This is a genomic window from Streptomyces sp. SID11385, from assembly GCF_010548245.1.
Taxonomy (GTDB): domain Bacteria; phylum Actinomycetota; class Actinomycetes; order Streptomycetales; family Streptomycetaceae; genus Streptomyces.
The window spans coordinates 1-16,751 of the sequence record NZ_JAAGLR010001058.1 but is presented as its reverse complement, the minus strand read 5'-3'; the positions used below and the strand labels follow the sequence as shown (position 1 = coordinate 16,751).

14 protein-coding genes are annotated in these 16,751 nt (G+C 72.1%); 1 reads left to right on the top strand and 13 read right to left on the bottom strand.

The genetic code is table 11. The annotated features are described in order from the left end of the window. The 4 genes from G3I42_RS32525 to G3I42_RS32510 all read right to left on the bottom strand — a co-directional run. Window positions 1–605, bottom strand: a 605-nt coding sequence (locus G3I42_RS32525; RefSeq protein ID WP_164291269.1) for an FAD/NAD(P)-binding protein, incomplete at its 3' end; no start/stop codon positions are given. 210 nt (window positions 606–815) lie between these two features. Then, window positions 816–2,024 (bottom strand): ATP-grasp domain-containing protein, encoded by a 1,209-nt coding sequence (locus G3I42_RS32520; protein ID WP_164291271.1) that lies wholly within the window; start codon window positions 2,022–2,024, stop codon window positions 816–818. Window positions 2,025–2,301: 277 nt separating this feature from the next. Beyond that, window positions 2,302–3,270 (bottom strand): WYL domain-containing protein, encoded by a 969-nt coding sequence (locus G3I42_RS32515; RefSeq protein ID WP_164291268.1) that lies wholly within the window; start codon window positions 3,268–3,270, stop codon window positions 2,302–2,304. A gap of 57 nt (window positions 3,271–3,327) precedes the next feature. Beyond that, a complete protein-coding gene (locus G3I42_RS32510; RefSeq protein WP_164291267.1) occupies window positions 3,328–4,014 on the bottom strand; it encodes an Lsr2 family protein in 687 nt (228 codons plus the stop codon). 163 nt (window positions 4,015–4,177) lie between these two features. Between G3I42_RS32510 and G3I42_RS32505 the strand changes: the two genes are divergently transcribed. Beyond that, window positions 4,178–4,885 carry an alpha/beta hydrolase gene (locus tag G3I42_RS32505; protein ID WP_164291266.1) on the top strand — a complete coding sequence of 236 codons (708 nt, stop codon included), beginning with the start codon at window positions 4,178–4,180 and terminating at the stop codon, window positions 4,883–4,885. A gap of 124 nt (window positions 4,886–5,009) precedes the next feature. Here the strand turns inward: G3I42_RS32505 and recQ are convergent, their stop codons facing one another. The 9 genes from recQ to G3I42_RS32460 form a co-directional block, all read right to left on the bottom strand. Beyond that, window positions 5,010–7,001: a DNA helicase RecQ gene (gene recQ, locus G3I42_RS32500; RefSeq protein ID WP_164291270.1), complete on the bottom strand. Its 1,992-nt coding sequence runs from the start codon at window positions 6,999–7,001 to the stop codon at window positions 5,010–5,012. A gap of 193 nt (window positions 7,002–7,194) precedes the next feature. Then, a complete protein-coding gene (nuoN, locus tag G3I42_RS32495) occupies window positions 7,195–8,859 on the bottom strand; it encodes an NADH-quinone oxidoreductase subunit NuoN (RefSeq protein WP_164291265.1) in 1,665 nt (554 codons plus the stop codon). Beyond that, entirely contained in the window at window positions 8,856–10,427 is a 1,572-nt protein-coding gene (locus G3I42_RS32490) for an NADH-quinone oxidoreductase subunit M (protein WP_164291264.1), read from the bottom strand. The genes nuoN and G3I42_RS32490 overlap by 4 nt, the downstream gene beginning before the upstream one ends. A gap of 1 nt (window position 10,428) precedes the next feature. Beyond that, entirely contained in the window at window positions 10,429–12,330 is a 1,902-nt protein-coding gene (nuoL, locus tag G3I42_RS32485; RefSeq protein WP_164291263.1) for an NADH-quinone oxidoreductase subunit L, read from the bottom strand. A 13-nt stretch (window positions 12,331–12,343) separates the two neighbouring features. Further along, window positions 12,344–12,643: an NADH-quinone oxidoreductase subunit NuoK gene (nuoK, locus tag G3I42_RS32480; protein WP_009068017.1), complete on the bottom strand. Its 300-nt coding sequence runs from the start codon at window positions 12,641–12,643 to the stop codon at window positions 12,344–12,346. Continuing rightward, entirely contained in the window at window positions 12,640–13,575 is a 936-nt protein-coding gene (locus tag G3I42_RS32475) for an NADH-quinone oxidoreductase subunit J (RefSeq protein WP_164291262.1), read from the bottom strand. Before G3I42_RS32475 ends, nuoK begins: the two co-directional genes overlap by 4 nt. Beyond that, on the bottom strand, window positions 13,572–14,342 hold the full coding sequence (nuoI, locus tag G3I42_RS32470) for an NADH-quinone oxidoreductase subunit NuoI (RefSeq protein ID WP_203607641.1): 771 nt from the start codon (window positions 14,340–14,342) through the stop codon (window positions 13,572–13,574). The genes G3I42_RS32475 and nuoI overlap by 4 nt, the downstream gene beginning before the upstream one ends. Beyond that, window positions 14,335–15,738, bottom strand: coding sequence for an NADH-quinone oxidoreductase subunit NuoH (gene nuoH / locus G3I42_RS32465; RefSeq protein ID WP_164291260.1), 1,404 nt, complete (start codon window positions 15,736–15,738; stop codon window positions 14,335–14,337). Before nuoH ends, nuoI begins: the two co-directional genes overlap by 8 nt. 73 nt (window positions 15,739–15,811) lie before the next feature. Then, a partial coding sequence (locus tag G3I42_RS32460; protein ID WP_164291259.1) for a molybdopterin-dependent oxidoreductase occupies window positions 15,812–16,751 on the bottom strand: 940 nt, incomplete at its 5' end.

The following is a 16,751-nucleotide window of genomic DNA, read 5'->3' as shown; positions in this document are numbered from 1 at the left end:
GGGGCCGGGGCGGGGACGGCCGGGCTGGGGACGGCCGGGCTGGGGACGGCCGGGCTGGGGACGGCTGGGCGGGGGACGGCTGGGCGGGGGGCGGGGGTCCCGGCGGCTTCGGCGGCTTCGGTGGCTTCGGCGGCTTCGGCGGCTTCGGCGAGGACCGGCGGGAGGTGGGCGAACCCGGTGAGCCCGGTCGCGACGACGACCGCCCGCGCGGTGAACTGCTCCCCCGAGTCCAGCTTGAGGTCGAAGCCGCCCCCGGCCGCCCGCTCCACGGACACGACCCGCACACGTTCGAGGCCGGGGACGAGACGCCGCTGAAACCATTCGCCGTAGCGAAGGAACGTCTCGATCGGCACGAGGTCCTCGTCGGTGACGAGGCGCGGGATGCCGGCCGCCTCGCAGTAGTCGAGGAGCGTGTGGCCGGGCTGCGGGGCGTCGAGATTCGACGCGGCGGGCGTGGACTTGAGGACCATCCCGGCGGGCATGTGCTCCCGCCAGCTCACCATCGGCTCCCCGAAGACCCGCACGGGTAGCCCGCGCGCCCGCAGGTGCGCGGCGGTGGACAGGCCGTAGGGACCGGCCCCGATGACTGCGACGGGCTGTATCACGTGGGTCCTCCCGGGACGGGGGTGTGGCGGTGGGCTTGCGCATGCGGGGTGAGGGTGTCCGGGGTGAGAGCGGGGCGCCGGGGGGACGGGTCCGCCGGGCGTCGTACGGGTCCGTCCCGAGTCGTACGGGTCCGACGGGCGTCGTACGCGTCCGCCGCGAGTCGTACGGGTCCGCCGCGCGGCCTGCGGGCGGGCCCTGGGGTGGTCCGCTCACCCCCGCCCGAGGTGCCGCGCGCGCCACAGCGCGTGGCCGTGGCGGAGCGCGGGGCGCAGGGAGCGGGCGAGCATCGTGGCGAAGGGGGCGGGGTCGTCGGCGGCGAACCAGGCGAGTTCGGTGCCGCGCGCGCGGCGCGGGGCGTGCGGGGTCGTGTAACCGCTGCGGTGGTAGGCGAGCAGCGCGGGCAGGTCGATGTTCTCAACGACGTAGCGGCGGCCGGGGCGGGAGGCGCCGGGCGGGACCGGGCGGCCCGTGAGGTGGAGGTGCTGGGCGCGGACCACGTCGACGCCCGCCGTGTTCTCGAAGAGGCGGAACTGGGCGCCCGCGCGCGGGTTGAAGTCGAGGAGTTTGTAGCGGCCGTCGCGGCGGTCGAAGCGCAGGTCGAGGTCGACGATGCCGGCGAAGCCGAGTTGCTTCACGAAGTCCTGTGCGAGAGCGGCGAGTTCGGGGTTGTCGACCACGTACGCCCGCGCGGTCATGCCCGCGTGCGGGGGCCAGGAGCGGACCTTGACGCCGGTGAAGAGGGCGAGGGGCCTGGACTCCTCGTCGAAGTAGCCGTGCACGATCCAGTCCTCGGCGCTCTCCCGGGGGAGGTACTCCTGAAGGATGACTCCGGGGTGCTCCCCCCACGCGCGGGCGAGCGTTCTCAGTCCCTGGGCGGAGGTGACCCGGGTCGTGCCCGCGACCGCCGGGCGGCTTCTGCGGACGAACGCCTCGCGGTTCTTGACGATGACGGGAAAGCGCGCGTGCCGCGCGAACTCGGCGACGTCGGCGGGGCTTTCGGGGAAGGACGTCTCGGGTGTGTCGACGCCGTGGGCGCGGCACGCCTCGTACAGCCCCTGCTTGCTCGCGAGCGAGCGGGGCAGCGCGGGATCGACGGGCGGGAGGAGGAACCGGCCGCTCAACTCCGTGCGGTACTCCGCGAGGAGGACGGCGGCCTCCTCGTCCGTCGGGAGGAGGACGGCCGGGCGGCCGATGCGGGCGCCGATACGGAGCAGCCCCGCCACGAGCCGGGACGGCTCCTCGGTGCCGGTGGTGGGCCAGACGAAGGCGCGGCGCAGGTAGCGGGAGTGGGCGGCCGGGGTGTGGCGGTCCTCGGTGATCGCGTAGACGGGCACGCCGAGCCGGCCGAGGCTGCGGATCGCGCCGACGCCGCCGTGATGGAGCGGGTAGTCGCCGAACTTCACGACGAGGGCGGGCACGGAGGTGTCGAGCGCGGGAGCGGGACCGCGTCCGCGCCGCCCCTCCCCCGTACCGGCCCCGCCTCTCCCCGTACGGACCTCGCCTCCGCCCGTACCGGCATGTCCGACCTCTTCGCTGGCCACGGGCCCCCCACGTGTCCGGTCCTCGGGGCCGCGCCCCCGAACCGTCCGGCGACCCCCGAGGGACGCTAAGCCGGAATGTTCCACTCCAGCAATAACTTTCCGGACATTGCGAACTCTTTAGGCATACCACGTGAACCAGGCGTCGCGTCCGCGCTCAGTCGTCCCTCCCGGGACGCACGTCCGTTGCCCCGACCGGCACTTCGGCCGCCTTCGCGAACCGCTCGGCGAGGGCCGCGACCTCCGCGCGCAGCTCCTCGCCGCCCTCGACCCGGAAGCCGAAGGGCACCCGGGCGAGCCATTCGCCCGCGTACATCGCGGGGTTGCGCGTGCTCCCGACGAGGACGCAGGAGGCGTCGTCGAGCGCTTCGAGCCGGCCCATGGGCGGCCGGAGCCAGGGCGCGACATCGGCGAGCGGCGCGTCGAAGACGACGCGCGTGGCGAACTCCCAGCCCAGACCGAGGTGTTCCTCCAGAGCGGCGACCGGATCGAGGTCCGGGGGCGGCGTGAAGCTCCGGTTCGTCGAGCGGACCGCGCGGACACGGTCGACGCGGTACGTACGGACGGCGGCGGCACGGTGCGAGTGGCACAGGAGGTACCAGCGGCCCTGGCGGACGACGAGCGCCCAGGGATCGACCTCGACCTCGGCGTCGTCGCGGTAGCCGAGCACGACACGGCGGCGGGCCGCGACGGCCCCCGCGAGTTCGGCGGTCAGGACGGGATCGGGACGGGTCACGTACGGATCGGGTACGGCCGCCGCGTACGCGCCGAGCAGCGCGGCCTGGCGCCCGACCTCCGCCGGGAGCGCCCGCACGACCTTCCCGAGCGCCGTCGCGACCAGCTCGGGCCGCCCGCCGAGCACCGCCATCACGAGCCCGAGCGCCTCCTCCTGCGTGAACCGCACGGGCGGGAGCCGCGCCCCCCGCCCCAGCCGGTACCCGCCCCCGGGCCCCGGCACGGACTCCACGGACACGCCCGCCTCGCGCAGCATCCCCACGTACCGCCGCACCGCCCGCTCCGTCACGCCGAGCCGCCCCGCCAGCTCCCCGGCCCCGAGCCCGGGCCGCTCCCACAGGAGATCGAGCGTGCGCAGGGCGCGGGCGGTGGGGGTGAGGTCGGGCGGCACGAGGGGAGGGTAACGGGGGGGGAGTCGGGCGGGGGCTGGTGCCTTCGGGCCCGGCGCTCAGCGGGACGCTTCGTACGCCTCACGCACGTGCCGGGGGACGCGGCCGCGGTCGTGGACGAGGAAGCCGTGCGCACGTGCCCAGAGGCGCAGGGGTCCCTCCGGGAGCGGGTCGCGTGCGGAGGCCGCGCCGCTTCCGCTCCGGTCGGCGGGAGGAACGCCCTCCAGCTCGTCGGCCACCTCCTCGAAGAAGGCGGACAGCGAGGCGTACTCGCACTCCACTGGGGCGAAACCCTCGCACCAGGAGCCCACCGTGCCGGTGCTCGCGTGCACGAACTTCCCGTGGAAGCCGTCGCGTTCCGACACGATCGGGACCCACTCCCCGCGCCAGGACGGGGCCTCGGGATCTCCGGACGGGACCGCGTCCGCCGTGTGCAGCAGGTGGAGGCGGACACGCTCGACGTCCCCGAGCCCCAGCAGGAGCCCGCCGCCGGGAAGGACGTCCGGGTGCCCCCGCTCCACCAGCGCCGCCATGGCATGAGGCTGCCCCGCGTCGATGTCGTGCGCCAGGAACCACTGCCGCACCTGCTCGGGCAGTGCGACGCCCATGCGCAGTTCGGCCGCGCGGACGGCCTCCGGGCTGCCCGGGCCGCCGAGAGCGGCGAACGCCGCCGGACGATGTCGTGCGAGCCAGGCGGTCATCCGGCTCCCCACCTGCCCCGAGTCCCCTGCCTCCCGCAGATCCATGGGCGAACCGTACCCACGGGCACCGACACGGCCCCTCCGGCCGCACCGCCCGGGTCCGGTACGGCCTGTGGCTGTCGATTCGGCGGGGAGGGGAATCGCGGCCGGGAAACGTCCGGATCTGCTTCTACGGTGGGGGCCTTGGCCGTTCGGAAGGGGAAGTGGCATGGACGTGGTGCTCGTGGGTGGGCTGTGGCTCGACGGTGCGGCGTGGGAGCGGGTGGTGCCGGAACTGGCGGCGCTCGGGCACCGGGCGGTGCCGGTGACGCTCCCGGGGCAGGGGGACGGGAACGGGGCGGCGACGCTCGACGACCAGCTCGACGCCGTACTCGCCGCCGTCGACGCGGCGCCGGGGAAGGTCCTCGTCGTGGGGCACTCCGCCGCGTGCGGACTCGCCTGGCTCGCGGCCGACCGCCGGCCCGAGAAGGTCGCGAAGCTCGCGCTGGTCGGCGGCACGCCGGTCGCCGACGGGCAGCCGTACGCGGCCTTCTTCGAGGTACGGGACGGGGCGATGCCCTTCCCGGGCTGGGAGCCCTTCGCCGGGCCGGACTCCGACGACCTCGGCGAGGAGGGCCGCCGCGCGTTCGCCGCCGCCGCGGTCCCCGTCCCCGAGGGCGTCGCGCGCGGCATCGTCCGCCTCACGGACACCCGCCGCTACGACGTCCCCGTGCTCCTCGTCTGCCCGGAGTTCTCCCCCGACCAGGCCCGCGCGTGGCTCGCGGCCGGCGAGATCCCCGAACTCCCCCTCGCCAAGCACCTCGACTACGCCGACCTCGACTCCGGCCACTGGCCGATGTTCACCCAGCCGACCGCCTTGGCCCGCATCCTGGCGGAGGCGGCGGGGACGGCGGAGGCGGCGGGGACGGCGGGCTGAAGGCGCGGCGGCGCGGCGGCTCCGGCGGGCGCGGGGATCGGCATACGGGGCCGACGTCCGGGGCCGACGCCCGGCTATCGGCGCCCCGCGGCCGGACGGGGGCGGCGCCCCGCAGTCCCGCCTCTTACCCCTCCCTCGCCGCCTTCAGCGCCGCCACCACGCCTTCCCCGTACGTCGCCCGCTTCTTCTCGCCCACGCCGCTCACCCCGGTCAGGCCCTCGACCGAGTCGGGGCGGGCCGCGACGATGGCGCGCAGGGTCGCGTCGGTGAAGACGATGTAGGCGGGGACGGCCTGCTCGCGGGCCTGTTCGGCGCGCCAGGCGCGCAGCGCCTCGAAGAGGGGGACATCGGCCTCGGGGAGGTCCACGGGTGGCTTCTTCGCGCCACCGCGACCCGAGCCGCCCGAGCCGCCGGAGGCGCGCGGCGCCTTCTTCGGTTCCTTGCGGAGCATCACCTGCCGCTCGCCGCGCAGCACCGCGCCCGCCTCCTCCGTGACGGACAGCGTGTTGTACTCGCCGCCCACCTCCAGGAGCCGCTGGGCGAGCAACTGCCGGATGATGCCCCGCCATTCGGTCTCGCTCAGGTCCTCGCCGACCCCGAAGACGGAGAGCTGGTCGTGGTCGAAGCGGATGACCTTCGCGGTGCGTTTGCCGAGCAGGATGTCGATGATCTGGCCCGTGCCGAAACTCTGCCCGCGCTCCCGGCGCAGGCGGATCACGGTGGACAGGGCCTTCTGGGCGGGCACGGTGCCGTCGAAGGCGTCGGGGCTGCCGTGCAGGCAGTTGTCGCAGTTCCCGCACTTCTCGCCGGTCTGCTCCTGCCCGAAGTAGGCGAGGAGCTGGGCGCGCCGGCAGCTCACCGTCTCGCACAGCGCGAGCATGGCGTCGAGGTGGGCGCCCGCGCGGCGGCGGAACGCCTCGTCGCCCTCGCCGCCCTGGAGCATCTTGCGCTGCTGCACGACGTCCTGGATGCCGTACGCGAGCCACGCCGTGGACGGCTGCCCGTCACGGCCCGCGCGGCCCGTCTCCTGGTAGTAGCCCTCGACCGACTTCGGCAGGTCCAGGTGGGCCACGAAGCGCACGTCGGGCTTGTCGATGCCCATGCCGAACGCGATCGTCGCGACGACGACGAGGCCGTCCTCGCGCAGGAAGCGGGACTGGTGCAGCGCGCGCGTACGGCCGTCGAGGCCCGCGTGGTACGGGACGGCCTTGACGCCGTTGTCGTTGAGGAAGGCCGCGACGCGCTCGACGCTGTTGCGCGAGAGGCAGTAGACGATGCCCGCGTCCCCCGGGTGCTCCTCGGTGAGGAAGCGGAGCAGCTGGCGGTTCGGGTTGTCCTTCGCCACGATCCGGTACTGGATGTTCGGGCGGTCGAAGCTCGCCTCGAAGTGCTTGGCGCCCTGCATCCCGAGGCGCTCGGTGATCTCCTTGTGCGTCGCCCGCGTCGCCGTCGCCGTCAGCGCGATGCGGGGCACGTCGGGCCAGCGCTCGCCGAGCAGGGACAGGCTGAGGTAGTCGGGGCGGAAGTCGTGGCCCCACTGGGCGACGCAGTGCGCCTCGTCGATCGCGAAGAGGGAGATCGTGCCGCGCGCGAGGAGATCGGCCGTCGCCTGGACGCGAAGGCGCTCGGGGGCGAGGTAGAGGAGGTCCAGCTCGCCCGCGAGGAATTCCGCCTCGACGGTACGGCGCTCGTCGAGGTCGAGCGTCGAGTTGATGAAGCCCGCGCGGACGCCGAGCGCGCGCAACGCGTCCACCTGGTCCTGCATGAGCGCGATGAGCGGGGAGATCACGACGCCCGTGCCGGGGCGGGCGAGAGCGGGGATCTGGTAGCACAGCGACTTGCCGCCGCCGGTCGGCATGAGGACGACCGCGTCCCCGCCGGAGACGACCTGCTCGATGATCGCCTGCTGCTCGCCACGGAAGGAGTCGTAGCCGAAGACGCGCTTGAGGATGTCGGCGGGGTCGCCCTGCGGGGGGCGGGCGGCGGTGGCGGCGGGCGCCGCCACCGGGGGCGCGTCCTCTTCGAAGCTCTCCGGGACGGTGTCCCAGCCGCCCCAGAGGTCGGAGTCCTCCGTCAAGGCGTCGTCCTGCTCGGCCACACCGTTCGCCTCGTCCATCGCTCGTGTCCCCGTCGTGCCGTCCGTACCTGTCCCAGCAACCATAGGCAGATCGGCCGACATGGTGCGGAAAGTTATCCACAGGTCACCCTCCGCGGTATGACGAACGGGCCCGGGGCTGCGCCCCGGACCCGCTTTGCGGGGCTCCGCCCCACACCCCGCTCCTCAATCGCCGGAGGGGCTACATCTGGTGTCACCGTACAAATACGCCCGCCGACCCCGCCAGATCCAGGAAGTACTGCGGCGCCACACCGAGCACCACCGTCACCACGACCCCCAGCCCGATGGCCGTCGTCGTCAGCACCGACGGCACGGCGACCGCCGGGCCGTCCGGCTTCGGCTCGCTGAAGAACATCAGCACGATGACGCGGATGTAGAAGAACGCCGCGATCGCCGAGGAGAGCACGCCGACGATCACCAGCGGGATCGCGCCGCCCTCCGCCGCCGCCTTGAACACCGCGAACTTGCCCGCGAAACCGCTGGTCAGCGGGATGCCCGCGAAGGCCAGGAGGAAGATCCCGAAGACCGCGGCGACGAGCGGTGAGCGGCGGCCGAGGCCCGCCCACTTCGACAGGTGCGTGGCCTCGCCGCCCGCGTCCCGTACCAGCGTGACCACCGCGAAGGCGCCGATCGTCACGAAGGAGTAGCCGCCCAGGTAGAAGAGGACGGAGGAGACACCGTCGGGGTTGGTCGCGATGACACCCGCGAGGATGAACCCGGCGTGCGCGATCGAGGAGTACGCGAGGAGCCGCTTGATGTCGGTCTGCGTGATCGCGATGATCGCGCCGCCGAGCATCGTGACGATCGCGACGCCCCACATCACCGGGCGCCAGTCCCAGCGCAGCCCCGGCAGGACCACGTACAGGAGCCGGAGCAGCGCGCCGAAGGCCGCGACCTTCGTCGCCGCCGCCATGAACCCGGTGACCGGGGTCGGGGCGCCCTGGTAGACGTCCGGGGTCCACATGTGGAAGGGGACCGCGCCGACCTTGAAGAGCAGGCCCATCACGATCAGCGCGCCGCCGATGAGGAGCAGCGCGTCGTTGCCCATCGTGTCGGCGAGCGCCGGGTTGATGGAGGTGAGGTCGCCCTCCACGACGCGCGCGATGACGCCGTACGACATCGAGCCCGCGTACCCGTACAGGAGCGCGATGCCGAAGAGGAGGAAGGCGGAGGAGAAGGCGCCGAGGAGGAAGTACTTGACCGCCGCCTCCTGCGAGAGCAGCCGCTTGCGGCGCGCGAGGGCGCACAGCAGGTAGAGCGGCAGCGACAGGACCTCCAGGGCCACGAAGAGGGTCAGGAGGTCGTTCGCGGCCGGGAAGACGAGCATCCCGGCGAGCGCGAAGAGGGAGAGCGGGAAGACCTCCGTCGTCGTGAACCCGGCCTTCACGGCGGCCTGTTCGGACTCCGAGCCGGGTACGGCGGCGGGCTGCGCCGCGAAGGAGTCGACGGGCTTGCCGTGCGTCTCCGGGTCGAGTCCCCGTTCCGCGAAGGTGAAGACGGCGACGAGTCCGACGAGCAGGATCGTGCCCTGGAGGAAGAGCGCCGGCCCGTCGACGGCGAGCGCGCCCATCGCCGCGATGTGCGCCTTGGTCGTCCCGTACCCCTGCGCCGCGAGGACCACGACGGCGGCGAAGGCGCCCGCCAAGGCGACGACGGAGAGCAGGAGTTGGGTCGTGCGCCGGGCGCGGCGCGGGACGAAGGCCTCGACGAGGATGCCGAGGATCGCCGCGCCGAGCACGACGAGCACGGGCGAGATCTGCGCGTACTCGATGTGCGGCGTGCTGATCTTGTCGATCGGCCCCGCCGCGCTCGTCCACGCTCCGGATGTCCACAGGCTGTGGACGGCCGTGGCTGTCATTTCACTGCCTCCACGTGCGGTTGCGGGTCCTTCTCGTGTACGTCGGACATCGTCTGCTTGACCGCCGGGTTGATCACGTCGGTGACCGGCTTCGGGTAGACGCCGAGGACGACGAGCAGCACGATCAGCGGTACGGCGACGACGAGTTCACGTGCGCGCAGGTCGCCCATCGCGGAGACCTCGGGTTTCACCGGGCCCGTCATCGTGCGCTGGTAGAGCACGAGGACGTACAGCGCGGCGAGGACGATGCCGACGGTCGCGATGATGCCGAGCGCCTTGTGGCGTTCGAAGGTGCCGACGAGGACGAGGAACTCGCTGACGAACGGGGCCAGTCCGGGCAGCGAGAGCGTCGCGAGGCCCCCGATGAGGAACGTACCGGCGAGGACCGGGGCGACCTTCTGCACGCCCCCGTAGTCGGAGATGAGCCGCGAGCCGCGCCGCGAGATGAGGAACCCGGCGACGAGCATCAACGCGGCCGTGGAAATACCGTGGTTGACCATGTAGAGCGTCGCGCCGGACTGGCCCTGCGAAGTCATCGCGAAAATGCCCAGGATGATGAAGCCGAAGTGCGACAACGAGGCGTACGCGATGAGGCGCTTGATGTCGCGCTGGCCGACCGCGAGCAGCGCCCCGTACAGGATGCTGATGACGGCCAGGACGAGGATCACGGGCGTCGCCCACTTGCTGGCCTCGGGGAAGAGCTGGAGGCAGAAGCGGAGCATCGCGAAGGTGCCGACCTTGTCGACCACCGCCGTGATGAGCACGGCGACCGGCGTGGACGCCTCGCCCATCGCGTTCGGCAGCCAGGTGTGGACGGGCCACAGCGGGGCCTTAACCGCGAAGGCGAAGAAGAAGCCCAGGAACAACCAGCGTTCGGTGGACGTGGCCATCGAGAGGGAGCCGTCCGCGCGGGCGTCCAGGATCTCGGTGAGCGAGAACGTGTGCGTGACGGTGTAGAGGCCGATCACCGCGGCGAGCATGACGAGTCCGCCCGCGAGGTTGTACAGGAGGAACTTCACCGCCGCGTACGAGCGTTGGGTCGCCTCCTCCTGCGCGTCGCGGCCGCTCGCGCGGTCCCCGAAGCCCCCGATGAGGAAGTACATCGGGATGAGCATCGCTTCGAAGAAGAGGTAGAAGAGGAAGACGTCGGTGGCCTCGAAGGAGAGCACCACCATCGCCTCGACGAGGAGGATCAGCGCGAAGAAGCCCTGAGTGGGGCGCCAGCGGCGGCTGTTGGTCTCCAGGCCGTCCGGCTCGTGCCAGCCGGCGAGCATGACGAACGGGATGAGCAGCGCCGTGAGCGCGAGCAGGACCGTGCCGATGCCGTCGACGCCGAGTTCGTAGCGGACCCCGAAGTCGGCGATCCAGGCGTGGGACTCGGTGAGCTGGTACCGGCCGCCGTCGGGGTCGAAGCGGACGAGCACGGCGATCGCGAGGGCGAGCGTGGCGAGCGAGAAGAGCAGCGCGAGCCACTTCGCCGCCGTGCGCCGGGCGGCCGGGACCGCGGCGGTGAGCACGGCGCCCACCGCGGGGACGGCGGCCGTCACGGTCAGCAGGGGGAAGGACATGTCACACCGCCCTCATGAGTAGGGTCGCGGCGATCAGCACCGCCGTACCTCCGAACATCGAGAACGCGTAACTGCGGACCTTGCCGTTCTGCACCCGGCGCAGCCTGCCCGAGAGCCCGCCGAAGGCGGCGGCGGTGCCGTTGACGACACCGTCCACGAGGGAGTGGTCGACGTAGACGAGCGAGCGGGTCAGGTGCTCGCCGCCCGAGACGAGGACGACGTGGTTGAAGTCGTCCTGGAGCAGGTCGCGGCGGGCCGCGCGGGTGAGGAGCGAGCCGCGCGGCACGGCGGCGGGGACCGGGCGCCTGCCGTACTGGAGCCAGGCGACGCCGACGCCGACGAGGAGCAGGACGATCGTGGCCGCCGTGACGGTGCTCGCCGAGACGGGCGAGTCGCCGTGGCTGTGGTGCGTGACCGGTTCGAGCCAGTGCAGGAAGCGGTCGCCGATCCCGAAGATGCCGCCCGCGAAGACCGAGCCGAAGGCGAGGACGATCATGGGGATCGTCATGGACTTCGGGGACTCGTGCGGGTGGGGCAGCGCGCCGTTCTCGTCCGGCTTCCAGCGCTTCTCGCCGAAGAAGGTCATGAGCATCACGCGCGTCATGTAGTACGCGGTGATCGCGGCGCCGAGCAGGGTCACCGCGCCGAGGACCCAGCCCTCGGTGCCGCCCTTCGCGAACGCCGCCTCGATGATCTTGTCCTTGGAGAAGAAGCCCGACAGGCCCGGGAAGCCGATGATCGCGAGGTAGCCGAGGCCGAAGGTCACGAAGGTGACCGGCATCTTCCGCCAGAGCCCGCCGTAGTGGCGCATGTTGACCTCGTCGTTCATGCCGTGCATGACCGAACCGGCGCCGAGGAAGAGCCCGGCCTTGAAGAAGCCGTGCGTCACGAGGTGCATGATCGCGAAGACGTAGCCGATCGGGCCGAGCCCGGCGGCGAGGATCATGTACCCGATCTGCGACATCGTCGAGCCCGCGAGGGCCTTCTTGATGTCGTCCTTCGCGCAACCGACGATCGCCCCGAACAGGAGCGTGACGGCGCCGACGATCACGACGACGAGTTGCGCGTCCGGTGCCGCGTTGAAGATGTTCGCCGAGCGCACGATGAGGTACACGCCCGCGGTGACCATCGTCGCCGCGTGGATGAGCGCGGAGACCGGGGTCGGGCCCTCCATCGCGTCGCCCAGCCAGGACTGGAGCGGCACCTGGGCCGACTTGCCGCAGGCCGCGAGGAGCAGCATGAGCGCGATCCCGTTGAGCGTGCCCTGGCTGACGCCCGAGTCGCCCACCTTGGAGAAGACCTCGCCGAAGCCGAAGCCGCCGAACGTCGTGAACATCAGCATGATGGCGACCGAGAGGCCGACGTCGCCGACGCGGTTGACGAGGAACGCCTTCTTCGCCGCCGTCGCCGCGCTCGGCCGGTCCTGCCAGAAGCCGATGAGCAGGTACGAGGCGAGCCCCACGCCCTCCCAACCGGCGTACAACAGGAGGTAGTTGTCCGCGAGGACGAGCAGGAGCATCGCCGCGAGGAACAGGTTGAGGTAGCCGAAGAAGCGGCGGCGGCGCGGGTCGTGCGCCATGTAGCCGATCGAGTAGACGTGGATGAGTGTGCCCACGCCGGTGATCAGGAGCACGAAGGTCATCGACAACTGGTCGAGACCGAAGGCCACGTCCGCCTGGAACCTCTCCACCGGCACCCACGTGAACAGGTGCTGGTGCAGGCCGCGTTCGTCGGCGCTCTTGCCGAGCATGTCGACGAAGAGGACCGCGCCGATGACGAACGAGGCGAGGGCCAGGGCCGTGCCGAGCAGGTGCCCGGCCCGGTCGAGGAGACGGCCGCCGCACAGCAGCACGACCGCTCCGAGCAAGGGCGCCGCGATGAGCAGCGCGATCAGGTTGTCCACTGTCAACGACCCCTCAGAGCTTCATCAGGTCGGCGTCGTCGACCGAGGCGGAGTGCCGGGCCCGGAAGACCGACACGATGATCGCGAGCCCCACCACGACCTCGGCGGCGGCGACGACCATCGTGAAGAACGCGATGATCTGCCCGTCGAGATTGCCGTGCATGCGGGAGAAGACGACGAACGCCAGGTTGCACGCGTTGAGCATGAGTTCCACGCACATGAACACGACGATCGCGTTGCGGCGGATCAGCACGCCGGTCGCGCCGATGGTGAAGAGGATCGCCGCGAGATACAGGTAGTAGACCGGGTTCACTTCGTCCTCTCCTCCTCACGCGTACCGGTACGGGCCGCGCCGCCGTTACGTGACGAGCCGCCCGTACGGGACGAGCCGCCCGTCCCCGGGTCGCCCGCCTCGCCCCCGCGCCCCAGCCGCTCCGTCGAGCGCTGTTCCAGCGCCTTCAGGTCGGCCAGCGCCTCGCTCGACACGTCCCTGATCTGTCCCCGCTGCCGCAGCGTCGGGTTCACCGTCAGCTCGGACGGGGTGCCGTCGGGGAGCAGCCCGGGGATGTCCACCGCGTTGTGCCGGGCGTAGACGCCGGGGGCGGGCAGCGGCGGGAGGTGCTTGCCCTCGCGGACCCGCTTCTCGGCCATCTCGCGCTGGTTCAGGGCGCGTTCGGTGCGTTCGCGGTGCGTGAGCACCATCGCGCCGACCGTCGCGGTGATGAGCAGCGCGCCGGTGATCTCGAAGGCGAAGACGTACGTCGTGAAGATCTCGCGCGCGAGTCCCTGCACGTTGCCGCCCGCGTTGGCGCGGCCCGTGCCCTGGAACTGGCTCACCGAGGCGTTGCCGATGCCGCCGACGAGGAGCGCGCCGAAGCCGAGGAAGCACAGCACGGCGAGCCAGCGCTGCCCCTTGATCGTCTCCTTGAGCGAGTCGGCCGCGGTGACGCCGACGAGCATCACGACGAAGAGGAAGAGCATCATGACGGCGCCGGTGTAGACGACGATCTGCACGATGCCGAGGAAGTACGCGCCGTTGGCGAGGTAGAAGACCGCGAGGACGATCATCGTGCCCGCCAGGCACAGCGCGCTGTGCACGGCCTTCGGCATGAGCACCGTGCACAGGGCGCCGATGACGGCGACGACGCCGAGAATCCAGAACTGGACGGCCTCCCCTGTGGAGGTGTGGTACGCGGCGAGCGCGTCCAACTGGCCGTTCGCGACGACCGTGTCGAGGCCGGTCATGACGCCGCCCCCCGGTCCATCGGGGTCGCCTCGTGCGGGGTGCCCGAGGAGACGGCCGCCGCCGTGTGCTCGACGGTGACGGGCTCCTCGTCGGTCTTCTCGCCCTTGGACGTGGCGACCTGCCGTACGGTCCCGGGCGCGGCCTCGGTGACGAGGCCCCGGTAGTAGTCGCCCTCGTCCATGCCGGGGAAGATCGCGTGCGGCGAGTCGACCATGCCCTCGGTGAGCCCGGCGAGGAGCTGGTCCTTGGTGTAGATCAGGTTCTCGCGCGTGGAGTCGGCGAGTTCGAACTCGCTCGTCATCGTGAGCGCCCTGGTCGGGCACGCCTCGATGCACAGCCCGCACAGGATGCAGCGCGCGTAGTTGATCTGGTAGACGCGGCCGTAGCGCTCGCCCGGCGAGTACCGCTCCTCCTCGGTGTTGTCGGCGCCCTCGACGTAGATCGCGTCGGCGGGGCAGGCCCAGGCGCACAGCTCGCAGCCGACGCACTTCTCCAGGCCGTCCGGGTGCCGGTTGAGCTGGTGCCTGCCGTGGAAACGGGGGGCGGTGACCTTGGGCGTCTCCGGGTACTGCTCGGTGAGCCGCTTCTTGAACATGGCCTTGAAGGTCACGCCGAAGCCGGCCACCGGGTTCTGGAAGCCCGGGGCGACGGGGTGTTCGCCGCCTTCCGGTGCTTCCGTACGTGCGGGCTCCGCGCCCGCGCGGGCGGCGAGTTCGCCGTCCCCGCCGCGCTTGTCGCGTCCGAGCCGCTTCTTGCGCTCAGCCATCGGACTCCTCCTTTCCTGCGCTCTGCGAGCCGTCCGTCTGCGGTCCGCCACTGCCGACCAGCTCCCGCTCCCCGCGCGGCCTGCGGCGCGGCACCGGGGGCAGGGTCTGCCCCGGCAGCGGGGGTACGGGGTAACCGCCGGCCATCGGGTCGAAGGCGGCCCCGTCGGGCTCGGCCGGTTCGGGCTCGGGGGGTGGCGCGCCCCGGTCCCGGTACATGTCCACGAGGAAGGTGACGAGCAGGATCACGACGACGGCGGCGACGACCCACAGCAGGATCTGCGCGTAGTCGTAGTTCTCGTTGCGCAGCACCCGCACGGTGGCGACGAGCATGAGCCACACGACCGAGACGGGGATGAGCACCTTCCAGCCGAGCTTCATCAGCTGGTCGTACCTGACGCGGGGCAGCGAGCCGCGCAGCCAGATGAAGAAGAACAACAGCAGTTGCACCTTCACGACGAGCCAGAGCAGCGGCCACCAGCCGTGGTTGGCGCCCTCCCAGAAGGTGCTGATGGGCCAGGGGGCCCGCCAGCCGCCGAGGAAGAGCGTCGCCGCGACCGAGGAGACCGTCACCATGTTGACGTACTCGGCGAGCATGAACATCGCGAACTTGATCGAGGAGTACTCGGTGTTGAAGCCGCCGACGAGGTCGCCCTCGGACTCCGGCATGTCGAAGGGCGCGCGGTTCGTCTCGCCGACCATCGTCACGATGTAGAGGAGGAACGAGACGGGCAGCAGCACGATGTACCAGCGGCCGTTCTGCGCGTCCACGATCGCGGACGTCGACATCGAGCCGGAGTAGAGGAACACCGAGGCGAAGGCGGCGCCCATGGCGATCTCGTAGGAGATCATCTGCGCGCAGGAGCGCAGCCCGCCCAGGAGCGGGTACGTGGAGCCGGACGACCAGCCCGCGAGGACGATGCCGTAGATGCCGACCGAGGCCGTCGCGAGGATGTAGAGCATCGCGATCGGGAGGTCGGTGAGCTGCATCGCGGTGCGGTGGCCGAAGATCGAGATCTCGTTGCCCGAGGGGCCGAAGGGGATGACCGCGATCGCCATGAAGGCGGGGATCGCGGCGACGACGGGGGCGAGGATGTAGACCGCCTTGTCGGCCCGCTTGACGAGCAGGTCCTCCTTCAGCATGAGCTTCACGCCGTCCGCGAGGGACTGGAGCATGCCCCAGGGCCCGGTGCGGTTCGGGCCGATGCGCAACTGCATCCACCCGACGACTTTCCGCTCCCAGACGATCGCGAAGAGCACCGAGATCATCAGGAAGGCGAAGCAGAAGACCGCCTTGACGACCACGAGCCACCACGGGTCGGTCCCGAAGAGGCTCAGGTCCTCGGCGGCGAGCGGGGTGAGCGGTACGGAGCCCGCCGTCCCGGGTACGGGACTCATGCCGTCACCCCCGCCCCGCCGTCCGGACCCACAGGCACCTGACTCACGCGCGCACCTCCGGTGTGCTGACAGTTCACGAAGCGGCCTCCGCTTCCGTCGCGGGGACGCGCCGTGCGGGGCCGATCCGTACGAGCGAGCCGACCGCGGCGCCCGTGTCGGCCGCCACGCCCTCGCCGACCGAGTTGAGCGGCAGCCACACCACCCGGTCGGGCATCTCGGCGGTCACGACGAGCGGCAGCGCGGTCGTCCCCGCGGGCCCGGTGACCTCCAGGACCTCGCCCTCGGCGACGCCCGCCTCGATCGCGGTCGCGGCCGAGAGCCGGGCGACGGCGGCGTGCCGCGTCGCGGCGAGCGCCTGATCGCCCTCCTGGAGCCGCCCCCGGTCCAGGAGGAGCCGGTGCCCTGCGAGCACGGCCTCCCCGGCGGCGGGGCGCGGCTGGGGGACGGGGGTGCCGGTGGGCCGGGCGTCGAACCGGGCCCGGGCCGGGATCTCGGCGGCGCCGAGGGCGTCGAGTTCGCGGCGCGCGGCGGCGAGGTCCGGCAGGCCGAGGTGGACGTCCATGACGTCGGCGACCATCTGGAGGACGCGCGCGTCGCTCGGGGCGAGGCGCCTGGTCATCTGGTCGGGCTTGAGCGCGGCCTCGAACATCCGTGCCCGGCCTTCCCAGTTGAGGAAGGTGCCCGCCTTCTCGGCGACGGCGGCGACGGGGAGGACGACGTCGGCGCGGCGCGTCACGTCGCTCGGCCGCTGCTCCAGGCTCACGACGAAGCCGACACGGTCCAGGGCCTCCGCGGCCACCAACGGGTCCGGGAGGTCGCCGAGTTCGACGCCCGCGATGAGCAGGGCGCCCAGCTCCCCCTCCTTGGCGGCGTGCAGGATCTGCGCGGTGTCGCGCCCGTACCGCGAGGGCAGTTCGGCGAGGCCCCAGGTGCGGGCGACCTCGGAGCGGGCGCGCGGGTCGGTCGCGGGGCGCCCGCCGGGCAGGAGCGAGGGCAGCGCCCCGGCCTCCAGG